This is a genomic window from Halomonas sp. B23F22_10, from assembly GCF_043496975.1.
Taxonomy (GTDB): Bacteria; Pseudomonadota; Gammaproteobacteria; order Pseudomonadales; family Halomonadaceae; genus Halomonas; species Halomonas smyrnensis.
Genome location: NZ_JBIEKF010000005.1, coordinates 236,010 through 253,455 on the forward strand (window position 1 = coordinate 236,010; position 17,446 = coordinate 253,455).

Annotated in this window: 13 protein-coding genes and 1 other RNA gene; 5 read left to right on the forward strand and 9 right to left on the reverse strand. The window is 69.4% G+C overall.

Annotated features, from left to right (window positions below; genetic code table 11):
• Nucleotides 1–4: 4 nt before the first annotated feature.
• From ACGTNF_RS13330 to rpiA, 3 genes are all read right to left on the reverse strand, one after another.
• Nucleotides 5–2,812 (reverse strand): bifunctional glycoside hydrolase/polysaccharide deacetylase family protein, encoded by a 2,808-nt coding sequence (locus ACGTNF_RS13330; RefSeq protein ID WP_394602093.1) that lies wholly within the window; start codon nt 2,810–2,812, stop codon nt 5–7.
• Between the two features lie 33 nt (nt 2,813–2,845).
• Nucleotides 2,846–3,820, reverse strand: a complete 975-nt coding sequence (locus tag ACGTNF_RS13335; RefSeq protein WP_152477729.1) for an NAD-dependent epimerase/dehydratase family protein — start codon at nt 3,818–3,820, stop codon at nt 2,846–2,848.
• A gap of 228 nt (nt 3,821–4,048) precedes the next feature.
• Nucleotides 4,049–4,723: a ribose-5-phosphate isomerase RpiA gene (gene rpiA, locus ACGTNF_RS13340; protein WP_016854153.1), complete on the reverse strand. Its 675-nt coding sequence runs from the start codon at nt 4,721–4,723 to the stop codon at nt 4,049–4,051.
• 48 nt (nt 4,724–4,771) lie between these two features.
• Here rpiA and ilvA point away from each other — a divergent pair, with 48 nt between their 5' ends.
• Complete coding sequence (gene ilvA, locus ACGTNF_RS13345; RefSeq protein WP_394602094.1) at nt 4,772–6,391, forward strand: threonine ammonia-lyase, biosynthetic; 1,620 nt, start codon at nt 4,772–4,774, stop codon at nt 6,389–6,391.
• Between the two features lie 504 nt (nt 6,392–6,895).
• Here ilvA and ACGTNF_RS13350 read toward each other — a convergent pair.
• From ACGTNF_RS13350 to ACGTNF_RS13360, 3 genes are all read right to left on the reverse strand, one after another.
• Nucleotides 6,896–7,528: a 5-formyltetrahydrofolate cyclo-ligase gene (locus ACGTNF_RS13350; protein ID WP_152477731.1), complete on the reverse strand. Its 633-nt coding sequence runs from the start codon at nt 7,526–7,528 to the stop codon at nt 6,896–6,898.
• A gap of 8 nt (nt 7,529–7,536) precedes the next feature.
• Nucleotides 7,537–7,721, reverse strand: a non-coding RNA gene (gene ssrS, locus ACGTNF_RS13355) — 6S RNA.
• A gap of 46 nt (nt 7,722–7,767) precedes the next feature.
• The gene (locus tag ACGTNF_RS13360) at nt 7,768–8,067 is read right to left on the reverse strand and encodes a cell division protein ZapA (protein ID WP_016854149.1); all 300 of its coding nucleotides are present in this window, start codon (nt 8,065–8,067) and stop codon (nt 7,768–7,770) included.
• 153 nt (nt 8,068–8,220) lie between these two features.
• Between ACGTNF_RS13360 and ACGTNF_RS13365 the strand changes: the two genes are divergently transcribed.
• From ACGTNF_RS13365 to ACGTNF_RS13380, 4 genes are all read left to right on the forward strand, one after another.
• Nucleotides 8,221–8,808 carry a UPF0149 family protein gene (locus ACGTNF_RS13365; RefSeq protein WP_394602096.1) on the forward strand — a complete coding sequence of 196 codons (588 nt, stop codon included), beginning with the start codon at nt 8,221–8,223 and terminating at the stop codon, nt 8,806–8,808.
• 81 nt (nt 8,809–8,889) lie between these two features.
• The gene (gene pepP, locus ACGTNF_RS13370) at nt 8,890–10,227 is read left to right on the forward strand and encodes a Xaa-Pro aminopeptidase (RefSeq protein ID WP_394602097.1); all 1,338 of its coding nucleotides are present in this window, start codon (nt 8,890–8,892) and stop codon (nt 10,225–10,227) included.
• Between the two features lie 141 nt (nt 10,228–10,368).
• On the forward strand, nt 10,369–11,592 hold the full coding sequence (gene ubiH / locus ACGTNF_RS13375) for a 2-octaprenyl-6-methoxyphenyl hydroxylase (protein ID WP_394602098.1): 1,224 nt from the start codon (nt 10,369–10,371) through the stop codon (nt 11,590–11,592).
• The gene (locus ACGTNF_RS13380) at nt 11,589–12,881 is read left to right on the forward strand and encodes a UbiH/UbiF/VisC/COQ6 family ubiquinone biosynthesis hydroxylase (RefSeq protein WP_394602099.1); all 1,293 of its coding nucleotides are present in this window, start codon (nt 11,589–11,591) and stop codon (nt 12,879–12,881) included. Before ubiH ends, ACGTNF_RS13380 begins: the two co-directional genes overlap by 4 nt.
• Nucleotides 12,882–13,045: 164 nt before the next feature.
• Here ACGTNF_RS13380 and ACGTNF_RS13385 read toward each other — a convergent pair whose 3' ends face one another.
• The 3 genes from ACGTNF_RS13385 to gpmI all read right to left on the reverse strand — a co-directional run bounded on the left by ACGTNF_RS13385 (nt 13,046) and on the right by gpmI (nt 17,414).
• Nucleotides 13,046–14,365: a S41 family peptidase gene (locus ACGTNF_RS13385; protein ID WP_394602100.1), complete on the reverse strand. Its 1,320-nt coding sequence runs from the start codon at nt 14,363–14,365 to the stop codon at nt 13,046–13,048.
• Nucleotides 14,366–14,676: 311 nt separating this feature from the next.
• A complete protein-coding gene (locus ACGTNF_RS13390) occupies nt 14,677–15,795 on the reverse strand; it encodes a murein hydrolase activator EnvC family protein (protein WP_394602101.1) in 1,119 nt (372 codons plus the stop codon).
• A 47-nt stretch (nt 15,796–15,842) separates the two neighbouring features.
• On the reverse strand, nt 15,843–17,414 hold the full coding sequence (gene gpmI / locus ACGTNF_RS13395) for a 2,3-bisphosphoglycerate-independent phosphoglycerate mutase (protein ID WP_394602102.1): 1,572 nt from the start codon (nt 17,412–17,414) through the stop codon (nt 15,843–15,845).
• Nucleotides 17,415–17,446: the final 32 nt, after the last annotated feature.

Here is a 17,446-nt window from a genome sequence, read left to right on the forward strand (position 1 = left end):
GGGATCAGTCGTCACAGGACACCTCGATGCGATCGGAGTGGCTTCCAGCGTAGCTCAGGATCACCCGGTCGCCTTGCTGCTGCTGTCTGGCACCGGGGGCGTCGATATCACAGTCATCCATGCCGGCCAGCTCGATGCGCAAGGAGACCTGTTCGGCGGCAAGGCGCAGCGAGAGGCGTTTGGCGTCGTGTCGCTCCCAGCGGGAGATACGGCCGTTGGCCAGCCTCAGGTGGGGGGTCTCGGGAGGCTGTGGTGACAGCTGAAGAAGGGAATCACCGGCGCCGCTCAAGGCGACATAGCGCCCGGTGTCGGTGTCCCTGACGCCGGCCACGCCTCGGGAGGCTGCCAGATCCGGCCAGCCCAGGGCCGGGGGCAGGCGCAGGGTGCGAAGCCGAGTGGCGGCGCGGATCTGCCAACCACCGTCGAGCCTGCGGGCGATACCCAGGTCGTACCACTGGCTGGCAACATCGCTCCACGTGCTGGTATAGACCGGGAGCGTCTCCTGAGTGCTGACGTAGTCGTAGACTTGCTGCAGCGCCTTCAGTGCGGCGGGGCTCGCCGCCGAATAGAAGTGGTAGTAGATGTCGATCGGCTTGAGCCGGCGGGGACGATCGGTCAGCCGGTAGGTTTCGATGACACGACGATAGCCCCACAGTGGTCCGCGCATGTGGTTGGTGTAGATGTTCTCGTTGGTCTGAGGGGCGTATACCTGCAGGTAGTCGCCCTGGGGACGCAGCATGGGCGACACCCGGGTCAAGGTGGGGAAGCTGTCGGTGATGTGGGTGTTGCCGCCGTTCATGTTTCGCAGGCCGATCCGTTCGGCGTGCGCAAGGGCCTCTTCCGGAGGCAAGGCGTTGCCGCTCCACAGCACCACGGACACCGACTTGTCGGGCGGCGCCAGGTGGTCATTGATGTATGCCGTGGCGCCGGCGATCTCGCGCTCCAGAGAGAACGCGTAGCCTGGTATCGGCAGGTTGTAATTGAAGCCGGCCTGGGTCTCGCCCTGTCCGGCGAGATCGCCTTCGTCGAGCTTTTCCCACTGGAAGGGGTGACTGAAGGTGTGATTGGCCATCTCGACCCAAGGCAACTCGAAGATGCGTCGGGCGAGTGGTTCCAGCTGTGAGCGGAGATGTGGATGCGTGCTATGCGGTCCGAACTCTCCCTCGATCACCGACACGGTGGTCGGCACACGGTAGCGTTGCAGGACCTCCGTCAACATGAGTTCGCCGGTGAAATGCGAACCGGGAAAATCGGCTCGACTGACAAAGGCGTCGCCGTCGATCTGTGTCATCCAGTAGCGGGCACCATTCTCCGTGGTGGGGTCCGGTACGGGGATCTCGGGGAGGGCCAGTGCGGTCTCGAGGAACGCAAAGGGATCGAGAATCCAGCGTTGCTGCGCCTCGCCGGCCTGCTGAAGGATCCAGGGCCAGGTGGCGAGCCCGCCCCAGGGCCCGCTCAGTACCGGGGACAGGGAACGGCCTCCCGGGGCCTCCAGGGTCAGGTGGCGGATGATGTCGGCACGTGTGGTCTGATAGCCGTGCTGATAAGGCGCGGGGCGTGAAGGCATGCCTTCGAATCCCAGCATGTCGTCGTGGTCCGCGATGCGCAGCTGGCGCTGCTCGGCCCCCTCGATGAGTCCCATGTGGTTGCCCAAGGCGCCATTCAATGGAATCCCGGGGTCACCCAGGATGACGACGCGCAGGCCATCGCGCATCTGTTCGAGCAGCCAGTCGGCGTAGCGTTGTCCATCGGGGATCGGACCATCGAACCAGCTGACAATGCCGGCGTAGCGGCCATTCAGGACGTCATCGGGCAGTGCGGCGTTGACGTCATGATACTCCGCCGCATAGCCCATATATTCCAGCGGCATGGCCAGGTAACGGTGGGCATGGGTGTTGGCCAGCTCACCCGCCTCGGTAGAGGCCTTGTCATACAACATCAATATGCGACGAGGCACCGGCTCGATGAGCCCAACGCCCACCTGATTAAGCTGTGCCACGCTGACCCAAGGGATGAACCCCTCGGCCGCTATCCGCTCGGCGGTCCGGCGCGCCAGCGCACGATCGGCGGCCGGCACGTAATCGATGGCGATGGTGGGCAGGCCGTATTCGTCCCTCGCCCGACTCAGCTGATCATGCAGCCACTGACTGTCCGTGTCTGGCACCGAACCGTAGATGCCGGTCGCCGGGTTCCAGCGACGATAAAGGGACTCGGCTGCGATACCGACGATATCGCCATGAATGCGATCGAGGACCTCGAAACCGCGGTTGACCAGCAGCTTCATGTCGGGGAAGCGTTGTCGTATCTCCCCGATCAGCTCGACCAACGCCTGCTGCTGACGCCGAGCGGCCCTGCCCTCCGGGGCAAACAGCCGATAGCTGTCGAGGGTGTCGAGGAAGAGTCCTCGGTAGCCGTCGTTCCACAGTGGCTGGATGCGTTCCTCCAGCAGGTAGCGTTGCCACTCGTCGCTGGTGAGGTCGGCCACCCGGCTGTTCCAGTGAGGGTTGTCCTCGAGGAGGACCGAGTCCGGAAGATGCGAGGGCTGGGGACGCCAGGCATCGAGTTCGCCGACACTCACGTAAGCAAAGGCCTGCGTACCATGGCGCTCCAGCCGCTCCCGCTGCCTGGGCGCGAGATTGGCCGCTTCTATCGCCACCCAGTCGAACTGATCCAGTAACTCCAGTGGGGCGTCATTCCCGTAGTAGAAGGCTACGCTGGGCGAAGAGGCGCCGTCCGGGGTGGCCGCACGCGCGGTGTCAGGAAGCGCTGCCAGCGCTATCGCGATGAAGAGTAGCCCAACGATGTTGCGCATCTTTTCTACCTCGCACGCGGTGCCGTGCTTCTCTCAACCATGGGACGTCGTCGTGATGGCATCGGCCGGCTGCTGCTGAATCGTGCTGGACACCAGGGCGTGGAGCCCGTCTTCCAGCGACCACTCCGCCTGTATGCCGAGCCACTGCTCGAGGCGCTGGGTATGCCCGCACGAATCGCGAATGTCGTCTTGCCTGGCCGGCGAAAACTGAAGGGTGGGGGGGTGATGGGTCAGCGAGCCGAGAGTCTCCAGCAAGCCCAACAGGTTGGTGCGCTGCCCCGTGGCCACGTTACAGACGCCCTGGTGTCCGGTTTCCAGGGCCGACACGTTGGCCCGCGCGACATCCCGAACGTAGATGAAATCGCGAGTCTGGAGGCCATCGCCGAAGATCCGAGGGGACTGTCCGAGCAGGAGCGTGTCGAGGAAGCGTGCAATGACACCCGCATAGGGCGATTGCGGGTCCTGACGAGGGCCGTAGACATTGAAGTAGCGCAGCCCCAGGCTCGACAGACCCTGAGAGGTGTGCAGCAACTCTGCGTAACGTTCATCCGCCCACTTTTCCAGCCCGTAGGGCGAGATCGGAGATGGAGTGAGTGTCTCGCGTATTGGCAAATATCGGGGGATGCCGTAAACGGCCGCAGACGAGGCATAGACGATGCGCTCGACGCCAGCCGACGCTGCGGCGTGAAACACATTGAGCGTACCGAGGATATTGTGGCTGGCCGAGGCGGCCGGGTCCTCGACGGAGCGTACGACCGACACCTGAGCCGCCAGGTGGAGGCAGAGGCTGACGTCACGCATGGCCTGTGCCACGCTCGATGCATCGCGAATGTCGCCTTTGACGAACTCCAGACGCCTGTTCTGCAGAGGCAGGTTGGAGAGGTTGCCGCTGGAAAGGTTGTCCAGCACGCGCACTCGATACCCCCTTGCCAGCAGTAACTCGACGCTATGGGAGCCGATGAAACCGGCACCGCCGGTGACCAGCACCCGATGGGCGAACTGCGTCATGTTCCCTTACCCCCCGTGTTGTCATGGCGTACGGCTTCTTCTGGCCGCTGCCATCTCCGTAACTGAAAGGTTACTCAGTTACAGAAATTAACCTATTGGGTGCAGGATAAGAGGGCGGGCCTACCGCTACCGCCTGTAATGGCTAATTATGCTGTGGTGGTTTTTCTCGTGGGGGAGTATGAGAGATGGGGCAGGGCCGGGCGATATCCGGCCCTGTGCAAGGAGACGTCAGGCCGGCGTCAGGCGCTGGACGCCCTGGTCGGTGCCTAGCAGCAGCACGTCGGCGCCGCGGGCGGCGAACAGCCCGTTGGTGACCACGCCGACGATGGCGTTGAGTGTCGCCTCCATGGCCACCGGGTCGTCGATCATGAACTCGTAGCAGTCGAGGATCTGATTGCCGTTGTCGGTGACCACGCCCTCGCGGTAGACCGGGTCGGCGCCCAGCTTGACCAGCTCCCGCGCCACGTAGGAGCGGGCCATGGGAATCACCTCCACCGGCAGCGGGAAGTCGCCCAGGCGCTTCACCTTCTTGGAGCCGTCGGCGATGCACACGAAGCGCTGGGCGCAGGCGGCGACGATCTTCTCCCGGGTCAGGGCCGCACCGCCGCCCTTGATCATCTGAAGGTGAGCGTTCACTTCGTCCGCGCCATCGACATAGACGGGCACGGTGCCGACCTCGTTGAGCTCGAAGACATCGATGCCGTGGCTGCGCAGGCGCTCGGCGCTGGCCTCGGAGCTGGCCACGGCGCCACGGAAGTCGCTGCTCAGCGCGGCCAGCTGGTCGATGAAGCGATTGGCGGTGGAGCCGGTGCCGACGCCGATCACCACGTCGCGCCCGAGCAGCGGGCGGATCTCGTCGATGGCGGCAGCGGCCACGGCGTCCTTGAGTTCGTCCTGGGTCATGGAGTGCTCGTCTGGCTGGAGGGTGGAAATGCCGCGCCATTATAGGCCATGGCGCCTCGCCGTGCTGGACGCCGTGCCGGCGCGAATGCTACCAATAGAGGTTCCCTCCGCGCCGCGTCACGCGGCCCCTCGCGCTACTATCGGAATGTCAGGATGCTCGAAGATACCGTCAAGAAGATTCTCCAGGCCCGGGTCTATGAGGCCGCCCGGGAAACGCCGATCTCGTCGGCGCCGTTTCTCTCCAAGCGGTTCGACAACCAGATTCTGATCAAGCGCGAAGATCTCCAGCCGGTCTACTCCTTCAAGATTCGCGGCGCCTACAACAAGATGGCGCAGCTCAGCGACGAGCAGAAGGCCAAGGGCGTGATCGCCGCCTCGGCGGGCAATCATGCCCAGGGGCTGGCCATGGCCGCCAGGCAGATGGGCGTCAAGGCGGTGATCGTGATGCCGCGCATCACCCCGGAGATCAAGGTCGCCGCGGTGCGTGCCCGGGGCGCCAAAGTAGTGCTCAAGGGCGATGCCTTCGGCGAGGCCGCGGCCCACGCCCAGGAACTGATCGAGGAGCACGGCTACACCTACATTCCGCCGTTCGACGACATCGACGTGATCGCCGGCCAGGGCACCGTGGCGGTGGAGATCCTGCGCCAGAATCCCGGCCGGCTGGACGCCATCTTCGTGCCGGTGGGCGGCGGCGGGCTGATCGCCGGCGTGGCCGCCTACGTGAAGTACCTGCGCCCGGAGATCAAGGTGATCGGCGTGGAGTCCGAGGACAGCGCCAGCCTCAAGGCCGCCCTGGACCGCGGCGAGCGCGTGGTGCTGGACCAGGTCGGCGTGTTCGCCGAGGGCGTGGCCGTGGCTCAGGTCGGCGAGGCGCCCTTCGCGGTGATGCGCGACCTGGTGGACGACGTCATCACCGTCAACACCGACGAGATGTGCGCCGCGGTGAAGGACATCTTCGAGGATACCCGCGCGGTCTCCGAGACCTCCGGCGCCCTGTCGCTGGCGGGCCTCAAGAAGTACATCCAGCAGACCGGCGCCAGCGGCGAGACCCTGGTGTGCATCAACTCCGGCGCCAACACCAACTTCGATCGCCTGCAGCACATCGCCGAGCGCACCGAGCTGGGCGAGCAGCGCGAGGCGATCCTGGCGGTGACCATCCCCGAGCGGCCGGGCAGCTTCAAGAAGTTCTGCCGCACCATCGGCAAGCGCATGGTCACCGAGTTCAGCTATCGCTATGCCGACCCCGAGCAGGCGCACATCTTCGTCGGCGTGCAGGTCAAGCCGGGCGGCGAGGATCGCCAGGCGGTGATCGACAAGCTGCGCGAGGCCGGCTATCCGGTGGAGGACCTCACCGACAACGAGCTGGCCAAGCTGCACCTGCGCCACCTCGGCGGCGGTCGCCCCCAGGAGCGCTTCGACGAGGAGGTCTATCGCTTCGAGTTTCCGGAGCGTCCCGGCGCGCTGATGAACTTCCTCACCCACCTGCCCCACGACTGGAACATCTCGCTGTTTCACTACCGCAATCACGGCGCCGCCTACGGCCGGGTGCTGGTCGGCATGCAGCTGCCGGAGGACGATCGCGGGCACGTCGAGGAGCACTTCGACGAGATCGGCTATCGCTACTGGAAGGAGTCGGACAACCCCGCCTATCGCCTGTTCATGGCGTGACGCTCCCGGGCGGCGTGAGTGAGCGGTTGCTTGCGCGCTGCGCTCGGCCATGACAGCGCCGTTTGCTCTCATTCCCGAGCATGACGGTTGTCATGCTCGGTCGCTTCGGCTAGGCTGTGGCCCCGCTCGAGGCGGCCCCGACGGGCCTCCGGCCTTGCTCTCGCGGCCGGCTGGCCGGAAACCGTGAACAAACGGTGTTCGAGGGGGCAAATGCGCCTTTCGCGGCGGTCTCGACGCCGTATAGTCGAAAGCAGTCAACGTCAGCCGATGCCCGGAACGTCATCCGGACACGGCGCCGTCACATCGAAGGGAGTCGACGATGAAGCGCAAGCCCGACCTGGTCATGATCCTGGTGCTGATCTTCGGTATCGGTGTCGTGGCGACCGGCTACGCCCAGGCGCTGGTCGGCCAGTAGGCGCCAGCGGTCAGGACGATTCCCGAAAAAAAGCGGTCGATGCTCAGGCATCGGCCGCTTTTTTCATGCCGGAATGGCCCGCGAGGCCATCAAGGGCGCACGACGCGCCGGTCGCTGACGATGGCATCCAGCGGCACGTCCCAGGGCGCCACCGGCAGGCGCTCGACGCGCTGGCAGTCGTGGGCCAGGCCGATCAGGCGCGGCCGCGGCCCGCGGCCGCGGGTGAAGGCCAGGGTGCGGTCGTAGAAGCCGCCGCCCATGCCGATGCGCTGCCCGTCGTCGTCGAAGCCCACCAGCGGCATCAGGATCAGGTCCAGCGCCCAGGCCGGCGTGCGGCGTGCGCGATGGGCGCCATGCCGGGTGCAGGGCTCGGGGATGCCGAAGCGGTTGGTCACCATCGGCGTGCCGGCGTGGTAGTGCACGAACCACAGGGCGTTAGGCGAAAGCGGGCGCAGCACGGGCAGATGGACGCGGGCGCCGCGGCCGTTCAGCCAGGGCATCAGGCGGGTCGGGTCGATCTCGCCGTCGTTGGGCAGGTAGAGGGCCACGCGCCTTGCGCGCTGCACTTCGGGAAGGCGCCGCAGCTGGTGGCATAGCCGCCGGGCGGCCTGAGATTGCTCTTGCGCGCTCAGCCGGCGACGGCGACGGCGGAGGTCGCGACGCAGGGCGCGTCGCTCGTCGTCACGCACGGTGCAGGCGGCGGTGTCTTGCAGATCGGTCATGCAGAAAGGAGTTCCCCAGAGTGCCGCTGTCATTCTGGCCCTTGAACCCTGTGGTTCAAGGTGGGTGGCCGCAGCCGGACCGTCAGGCTTTCCGTCGCACGGACATGCACACGGGTCCGGACTAGCTGTTGGCCCCCTGGGTACTGCGCATAGGCTCGAGGGACTTAACGACTGGCGAACACCCCAGGGAACGCCTCTATCCTAGCAGAGCGAGGCCTGCGTCCAAAGCGAAGAATCCTCTAGCGCGAGGGCGCGTCGGCCAGCGCCTTCTCCAGGCGCGCGCTGAGCTCGCCGAGGCTCTTCTCGCCGGCGCGGCGCTCCTCGAGGGTCTCGAGCAGCTCGTGGGTGATGTTCAGGGCCGCCATGATGGCGACCTTCTCCCGGTCGACCACCTTGCCCTGGGCGTGGATGCCCTGCATGGCGCGGTCCAGGTAGCGGGCAGCGCGCTCCAGCTTGTCCTGCTCGTCCGGCGGACAGGCGATGACGTACTGGCGCTCCAGCAGGGTGATCTCGGTGGTGGGCCGCGAGGCGTCGGTCATGGGGGGCTCCGGCGGGCCCGGAGGAGCACGCGGGGTGCGGCGCCATGGGGGCCCGATGCGTTAACATCGTGGGGTATACGTACGTCAAGTCACTATAAGAGAGCCGTTTGCGGCCGGTCAACGCGCCGCGCGGCCCTCGCACCGGATGGTCCCATGTCTCTGATCAACGAACGCCAGGATTTCTCCGACATCGCCGACACCTTCCTGCTGCACGGCAGCATGCAGTCGCCGGCCTTCCTCGACGGCCGCCTGTGCGCCTCGCTGGCGCTGCACGACCTCAGCGCCGAGGGCTGGCTGGAAGTCGTGTGCCAGCACCTGGGCGTCGAGCAGCCCCGCGACGAGCCCTCCGCCGAGCGCCTGCTGGGCTGGCGCCGCCAGACCGTCGAGGCGCTCTCGGCCAGCGAGATGAACTACGAGCCGCTGCTGCCCGACGACCTGTTCTCCCTCGGCGAGCGCGCCCAGGGCCTGAAGGACTGGACCCTGGGCTTCCTCGAGGTGATCGAGGATGCCGGCGATGCGCCGCGCAAGGCATGGTCCGAGCCGCTGCGCGAGGCGGTCGACGACCTCAAGGGGCTGGCCGCCATCGACACCGACCTCGATGACGACCCGGAGAACGAGAACGACCTCTTCGCCCTCACCGAGCACGCCCGCATGGCCGCCATGATGCTCTACACCGAGCAGCATCCCGGCCAGCCGCAGGTCGAGAAGGTCGACGACCCCGAGTCCTACACCAAGCACTGAGACGGTCCGGGCCGCCGGCCCGGCACCGCGTGATGCCCGCCCCGCCGCTCGGCGGGGCTCCCGCCTGCCCGAGGAGCTGCCATGCCGCCCGAGATCCTGCCTCGCCCCGCCGCCATCGACCCGGCCGAATACCGCGAACGACGCCGCCGCCTGATGGCCACGCTGCCCGACGATGCCGCCGTGCTGCTGCCCGGCGCCGCGCTGGTCACCCGCTCCGGTGACAGCGAATACGCCTTCCGTCAGGACAGTGACTTCCACTATCTCACCGGCTTCCCCGAGCCCGATGCCCTGCTGCTGCTGCTGCCCGGCCGGGAGGACGGCGAGAGCGTGCTGTTCTGCCAGGATCGCGACCCGGAGATGGAGGCCTGGACCGGGCGCCGGCTGGGCGCGGAAGGGGCCGAGCGCGTGCATGGCCTCGACCAGGCCTTCGGCAACGCCGAGCGCGACGAGGCTCTCGCCGCGCTGCTCGACGGCCGCACCGCCCTCTATCTGCCGCTGGACGACAGCGAGGCGCTGCACCTGGCCGAGTCGATCCGCGCCGAGCTGCAGGCCGGCGCCCGTCGCGGCGCGCGGCCGCCGCTGGCCTTCGCCGACGTGTCCGCGCGCCTGCACGAGCAGCGGCTGATCAAGAGTCCGGCGGAGCTGGCGCTGATGCGCCATGCCGGCGCGGTCAGCGCCAAGGCCCACCGCCGCGCGATGCGCGCCTGTGCCCCCGGGCTCGCCGAGTACCAGCTGCAGGCCGAGCTCGAGCATGAGTTCCGGTGGCAGGGCGGCAGCGGCCCGGCCTACGCCAGCATCGTCGCTGGCGGCGACAATGCCCGTGTGCTGCACTACATCGAGAACGCCGATGCGCTGCAGGACGGCGACCTGGTGCTGATCGACGCCGGCGCCGAGTTCGACCTCTATGCCGGCGACATCACCCGTACCTTCCCGGTCGGCGGCCGCTTCGGCGACGCGCAGCGCGCGCTCTACGAGGTGGTGCTCGGCGCCCAGCAGCGCGCCATCGAGGCGGTGCGCCCCGGCACCACCCTGGCCGCCATCCATCGCGGCGTGGTGCGCGACCTGACCCAGGGGCTGATCGAGCTCGGCCTGCTGCCGGACGAGCTGGACGCCTGCCTCGAGCAAGAGGCCTGGCGGCGCTTCTATCTCCACGCCACCTCCCACTGGCTGGGCCTCGACGTCCACGACGTCGGCCAGTACCGCCAGGACGGCGAACCGCGCCCGCTGGTGCCGGGCATGGTGCTGACCATCGAGCCGGGGCTCTACGTGCCCGAGGACGACGACATTCCCGTCGCCTATCGCGGCATCGGCATCCGCATCGAGGACGACGTGGCGGTGACCGAGGCGGGTCACGAGGTATTGACCGCCGACGTGCCCAAGCGGGTGGCCGATATCGAGGCGCTGATGGTCAAGGAATAACCGTTAGCAAGCGCTAAAATATTACCATTACGTAACGTACATTATGAAAAATGGGCCGTGAATCGGCGCCCCGGCGCCGAGGCATGAGCGCCGGATGACGAGGGCCGTGATGACAGTCGTGATGAATGAGAGGAGCCGGCCATGAGCGATCTGGGCGGGGGCGAGGCCCCGCGGCACGTGGACATCGCCATCGTCGGCGGAGGACTGGTGGGCGCCAGCCTGGGCTGTGCCCTGGCGCCGCTGATCGAGCGGCTGGGGCTGACGGTGGCCGTGATCGAGGCCGCGCCCATGGCGGCGGATCTCGACGCGCCCTGGCAGCCGAGCTTCGATGCCCGGGCCAGCGCCATCGCCCAGGGCTCGGTGGCGCACTTCCGCACCCTGGGGCTGTGGGACGGCCTGGCCGAGCAGGCCTCGCCGATCCGCCGCATCCATGTCAGCGAGCAGGGGCGCCTGGGCGCGACCCGGCTGAACGCCGAGGAGCTCGGCGGCGAGGCCCTGGGCCAGGTGATTCCCAACGCCTGGCTGGGGCGCGTGCTGCATCGCCGCCTGGCCGAGCTGCCGCTGGATTGGCACTGCCCGGCCAGGGTCGAGGAGATCCGGCCTGTGGCCGGCGGCCACCGGCTGACGCTCTCCGACGGCGCCTGCCTGGAGGCGGGGCTGACGGTGCTGGCCGACGGCGGACGCTCGGGGCTCAAGGAGCGCCTCGGCATCGAGAGCCGCGCGCGGCCCTACGATCAGGTCGCGCTGATCGCCGGCGTCGAGCTCGACCGGCCCCACGACGGCTGGGCCTACGAGCGCTTCACCGGCGACGGCCCGATCGCCCTGCTGCCGCTCAAGGGCCAGGCCATGGAGCTGGTATGGACCCATGAGACGGGCCAGGAGAAGGGCCGCCTGGCGCTCTCCGACGGCGACTTCCTGGCCCAGCTGCAGCGCGCCTTCGGCGACCGCGCCGGGCGCTTCCGCCGGGTCGGCAAGCGCCACGCCTATCCGCTGTCGCTGGTCACGGCCCGGGAGACCACCCGGCCGGGGCTGGCGGTGATGGGCAACGCGGCCCACTCGCTGCACCCGGTGGCCGGCCAGGGCTTCAACCTGGCGCTGCGCGGGGTGATGGACCTGGTGGCCGCCATCGAGGCCGGCGCCGCCCGCGGCGACCCCGCCGGCAGCGCCGAGACCCTCGCCGACTTCGAGGCCCGCCGCGGCGGCGACCGCCACGACGTGATCCGCTTCAGCGACGGCCTGATCCGGCTCTTTGGCCTCGACAGCCCCCTGCTCTCCCATGCCCGGGCCGCCGGCCTGATCGGGCTCAACCTGCTGGGCCCGCTGCGCCGGACCCTGGCCCGCCGGGCCATGGGGGTGGAGCGATGACGACGGTTCCCAAGAAGGAGGACGACGGCGTGAATGACGAGGCGAGCGGCATGCGCCGCGACGCGACACCGGCCGGCGAGGCGATCATCGTCGGCGGCGGCATGGTCGGGGCGACCCTGGCCTGCCTGCTGGGCGAGGCCGGCGTGGCGGTGGCGCTGGTGGACGCGCGCCCGGCGACGCTGGACGCCGAGGCCGTGGGCCGCGGCCGCCCGGAGCGACGGGTCAGCGCCCTGACGCCGGTCTCCCAGCGCCTGCTCGAGGGGCTGGGCGCCTGGGCGTGGATGCAGGGCCGGCGCGTGACCCCCTATCGCGGCATGCGCGTGTGGGACGCCGAGGGCACCGGCGAGGTGGCGTTCTCCGCCGAGGAGGCCGGCCTGCCGGTGCTCGGCCATATCGTCGAGAACGACGTGGTGGTGGCGGCGCTGGAATCGCGGCTGGCCGGCCTGCCCACGGTGACGCGGCGCTTCGGGGCCAGGGTCACGGGCCTCGAGCACGGGCCGGGGGGGCGCGAGCTGGTGCTGGACGGCGGCGAACGTCTCGGCGCCCCGCTGGTGGTGGCCGCCGACGGTGCCCGTTCGCCGCTGCGCGAGCTGGCCGGCATCGGCGTGACGGCCAGCGAGACCGGCCATTCGGCGGTGGTGACCACGGTGCATACCGCCGAGCCTCACGGCGGCGTGGCGCGTCAGGCCTTCCTGGCCGACGGCCCGCTGGCCTTCCTGCCGCTGACGGTGGAGGGCGACGAGCATTACTGCTCGATCGTCTGGTCGACCACGCCGGAGCACGCCGAACGGCTCTGTGGGCTTTCTCCCGCGGCCCTCGGCCAGGCGCTGACCACGGCCTTCGACGGTCGACTGGGCGAGGTGGAGCCGGTCGACGGTGCCCTGGCGGTGCCGCTGACCCAGCGCCACGCCGAACGCTACGTGCTGCCGGGGCTGGCGCTGGTGGGCGACGCCGCCCACAGCATCCATCCGCTGGCCGGGCAGGGCGTGAACCTGGGGCTGATGGATGCCGCGGTGCTGGCCGAGGAGCTGCTGACGGCGCGCCGGCGCGGCGTGGGGCTGGGCAGCGAGGCGTGGCTGTCGCGCTATGCGCGGCGCCGCCGCGGCGACAACGCCGCCATGCTGAAGATGATGGACGGCTTCCGGCTGCTGTTCGGGGCCCGCCATCCGGCGCTGACCCTGGCCCGCAACCTGGGCATGTCCTGCGTCGACCGGCTGTCGCCGCTCAAGCGGCTGCTGATGCAGCAGGCGGCGGGGCGGCGGGGCCGGCTGCCCGGCTCTTGCAAATGAGGGCTCTTTTCAGGCGCTGAAGGCTCTCGCCCTCCGCTGAAGGCGCCTGCCAACAAGGGCTCTTGTCAGGCGCTGAGGGCTCTCGCCTTTCGTCGAGGGCGCTTGTCTGATGCCGAGGGCGCTACGCCGGTCGTTGGGAGCCCTCGGCGCCTGCCGGCTTGGCGCTAGCCGTCGTTGCCTCGGCCGACGGCGGCGGCACCGCGCTCGCCGAGCACGTTGAGCGCCTTGAGCAGGTTGAGCGCCTCGCCGAGCTGGTAGTCGTCGCGCAGCCGTTCGCTCATCTCGCCGCGGGCGTCGTCCTCGCCGTTGCCGGCCAGATGGCCCTCCAGGTCGGCCTCGCGTACCCGCATGCCGATGTTCTCGGCGACCTCGAGGCGGCCGCGCACCACCTGCACGTCGGGCTCGATGCCCAGCGCCTGGATGGAGCGCCCGCTGGGGGTGAAGTAGCGGGCGGTGGTCAGCTTCAGCGCCTCGTCGTCGCCCAGCGGCATGATCTGCTGCACCGAGCCCTTGCCGAAGCTCTCGGTGCCCATCACCACGCCGCGGCGCTGGTCCTGCAGCGCGCCGGCGACGATCTCCGCCGCCGAGGCGCTGCCGCCGTTGATCAGGATGACCAGCGGCACGTCCGGCGCGGCGGTGTCGCGGTGGGCGGAGAAGCGCATGGCGCTGTCCGGCAGCCGGCCCTCGGTGTAGACGACCAGGCCGCTCTCGAGGAAGGCGTCGGCCACGTCGACCGCGGCCTGCAGCACGCCGCCGGGGTTGTTGCGCAGGTCGAGCACCAGACCCTGCAGCGGGCCCTCGTCGCGCAGCGTGTCCAGGGCATCGACGACCTGCTCGCCGGTGCGGGTCTGGAACTGGCTGACGCGCAGGTAGCCGTAGCCCGGGGCCAGCAGCTCCTGCTTGACGCTCTCGGTGCGGATCACCTCGCGCTCGATGTTCATCTCGCGGGGCGCATTCTCGCCCTCGCGCATGATGGTCAGGCGGATGTCGGTGCCGGGCTCGCCGCGCATCAGGTCGACGGCCTCCTGCAGCGACATGCCCTCGGTGGGCGTGTCGTCGATGCGCAGGATGACATCCTGGGCCTGCAGGCCGGCGCGGGAGGCCGGGGTGTCGTCGATGGGGGTGATCACGGTGAGCTGGCCATCGCGCTTGCCGACCTCGATGCCCACGCCGCCGAACTCGCCCTGGGTGGACTCCTGCAGGCTCCGGTAGGCCTCGGCGTCCAGGTAGGTGGAGTGCGGGTCGAGCTCGCTGAGCATGCCGCGCATGGCGTTGCGCATCAGGGTGGCGTCGTCGACCTCCTCGACGTAGGCCCGCTTGATGCGCTCGAACACCTCGGCGAAGGCCTGGATCTCGGCCACCGGCAGCTCGTCGCCGGCCGGCTCGGCGTCGGAGGCGGCCTGCAGGGGCAGCGGCAGGGTCAGCAGGGCGACCGGCAGCAGGGCCGCCTTCAGGCGCCGCAGCGGGGCGTTCGTCGGGAACATGCACTCTCTCGCGGTGTGTCGCAGATGGGTTTCCAGCATAGCGTGGCGGCGGACGCGATTGGAATAGCGTGGCGGCGGACGCTGTTGGAAGGGTGGAGGCTCTCGCAGGAGATCCCGGCAACACTCCGCAGAGGAGCTCCTGCGCCATGGGTGAGGAAGACCCTTCCGAACGGGCTGGCCATGGATGGTCAGCACAGGTCCTGCAAGCGAAGCAGGATGCGAAAGCGCAGCAGGGCGCCGGGAGCTACAAGGAGGTATTCATGCGTCTCCTCGAGGGGTGCTGCCGGGGTGCCATTGCCCCAGTATGAACTCTAGCGCCGGGCGATCCAGCGGTTGGGATCGATGGGCTCGCCGTTGCGGCGCACCTCGAAGTAGAGCCCGGCGGACGACTGGCCGCCGCTGGCGCCCACCGCGCCGAGGGTCTCGCCGGCGCTGACCGCCTCGCCGACCCCGACCGTGAAGCGCTGCAGGTGGGCGTGGAGGGTCATCACGCCGTCGCCGTGATCGAGGATCAGCAGGTTGCCGAAGCCGCGCATCCAGTCGGCGAACACCACCCGGCCGGCGTGGACCGCCTCGACCGGCGTGCCCTCGCGGGCGCGGATCACCAGGCCGTTGCGGTGCACGCCGTCGCCGCGGCCGAACGACGAGGTCACGCCGCCCTGCACCGGCCACGGCAGGTCGCCCTGGGTGGCGGCGATGTTGGTGGAAGGCGGCGGCTGCTGCATGCGTGCCAGGCGCTCCTGCACCTGGCGCAGCACCCGCTCGGCGTGGGCGCGATCCTGGTCGAGCTCGGTCAGCCGCGCCTGCTCGCTGGCGAAGCGGTCGTCGAGCCTCGCCACCAGGGCCTCGCGCTCGTCGACCCGGCGGGCGAGCTCGGCGCCCTGTTGCTGCAGGGTCTCGGACAGCTGCGCCAGGCGTTCGCCGCGCTCGTCGAGGTCGCGGCGATTGTCGGCCAGCGCCGCGTCGAGCCGCTCGAGCTCGTCGAGCCGCTGCCGGCGGGCCTCGGCGAGGCGGTTGAGGTAGGCCTGCAGGCGATCCAGGCGGGCCGGGTCGTCCTGGTTGAGCAGCAGCTTGAGCTGCGGCGTCGGCCCCAGCCGGTAGAGGGCGTCGAGCTGCTCCTCGATCGCCGCCAGCTGGGCCTGGCGCTCGTCCTCGAGGGCCTGGCGCCGGTCCTCGAGCGCCGCGACCTCGTCACCCAGGTCGCGCTTCTCGGCCTGGAGCGCGTCCAGCCGGGCATGGGTCTCGGCCAGGGCGGTCTCGACCTCGCGCAGGTCCTCGTTGGCGTCGTCTCGTGCGTCGCGGGTGGCGGAGAGGTCCTGGGTGGCCGCCTGGATGCGCTCGCCGATGGCATCGAGGCGCTCCTGCGCCTCGCGTTCATCCACCGCCGTCGCCTGGCTGGCCCCCAGGGCGGCGCTCAGCGCGGCGGCCATCACGAGGCCCGGCAGCCATCGCCGCCGGGCCGGGCAGCGCCCTCGGCTCACGCCTCGATCAGCACGCGGCCGGTCATTTCCTCGGGCACCGGCTGGTCCATCAGCGTCAGCAGGGTCGGGGCGAGGTCGCACAGCCGGCCGTCCTGGGCCAGGCTCAGCGGACGCGGGCCGACGTAGATCAGCGGCACGTCGAAGGTGGTGTGAGCGGTCTGGGCGACACCGGTCTCGGGGTGGACCATCTGTTCGGCGTTGCCGTGGTCGGCGGTGATCAGGCAGGCGCCGTCGACCTTCTCGAGCGCCTCGACCACGCGGCCGACGCAGGCGTCGACGGCCTCCACGGCCTTGACCGCGGCATCGAAGTCGCCGGTGTGGCCGACCATGTCGCCGTTGGCGTAGTTGCACACGATCAGGTCATGGGCGCCGGACTCGATGGCCTCGACCAGGCGGTCGGTGACCTCCACGGCGCTCATCTCGGGCTTCTCGTCGTAGGTCTTCACGTCCTGAGGCGAGGGCACCAGCACGCGGGTCTCGCCCTCGTACTCGGCCTCGCGGCCGCCGGAGAAGAAGAAGGTGACGTGGGCGTACTTCTCGGTCTCGGCGATGCGCAGCTGGGTCAGGCCGCGCTTCTCCATCACCTCGCCCAGGGTGTTGTGCAGCTCTTCCGGCGGGAAGGCGGCCGGGGCCGGGATGTCGGCGGCGTACTGGGTCATGGTCACCAGGCTGCCGCCGGCCAGCCGCGGACGGGCCTGGCGCTCGAAGCCGGCGAAGTCGTCCTCGACGAAGGCGCGGGTCAGCTCGCGGGCGCGGTCGGCGCGGAAGTTCATGAAGAAGGCGGCGTCGCCGTCCTCCATGCGCACCGGGGCGTCGCCGGTGAGGATGGCGGTGGCGGTGACGAATTCGTCGGTCTCGCCGCGATCGTAGGCCGCGTCCAGGCCGGCCTCGGCGCTCTGGGCGACGTGCTCGGCGCTGCCCTCGGTGGCCAGGCGGTAGGCCTGCTCGACGCGGTCCCAGCGGTTGTCGCGGTCCATGGCGAAGTAGCGGCCGATCAGCGAGGCCACGCAGCCGTTGTCGGCGCCGACCAGCTCGGCCAGCCTGGCGTTGACGCGTTCGATGGAGGCGCGGGCGCTCTTGGGCGCGGTGTCGCGGCCGTCGAGGAAGGCATGGACGTAGATGCGCGCGGCGCCGCGCTTCGCGGCCAGCTCGGCCATGGCGAGGATGTGGTCCTCGTGGCTGTGCACGCCGCCCGGCGACAGCAGGCCCAGCAGGTGCACGGCGCGGCCGGCCTCGGCGGCGGCGTCCAGCGGGCCGGTGAGGATGGCGTTGTCGCCCAGTTCGCCTTCCTCGACGGCCTTGGTGATGCGAGTGAAGTCCTGGTAGACGATGCGTCCGGCGCCGAGGTTCATGTGGCCGACCTCCGAATTGCCCATCTGGCCGTCCGGCAGCCCCACGTAGCGACCGTCGGTGTGAACCAGGGCATGGGCGCGGGTCTCCCACAGCCGGTCCATCACCGGGGTGTTGGCGGCCAGGATGGCGTTGTCGGTGGGGTCCGGGTTGTGCCCGTAGCCATCGAGGATGATCAGGGCCACCGGGCGGGGAGTCGGGGTCGATGAGTCGGTCATGCGTCGAAGCCTCTTGGTTGGGTCGTTGCCGC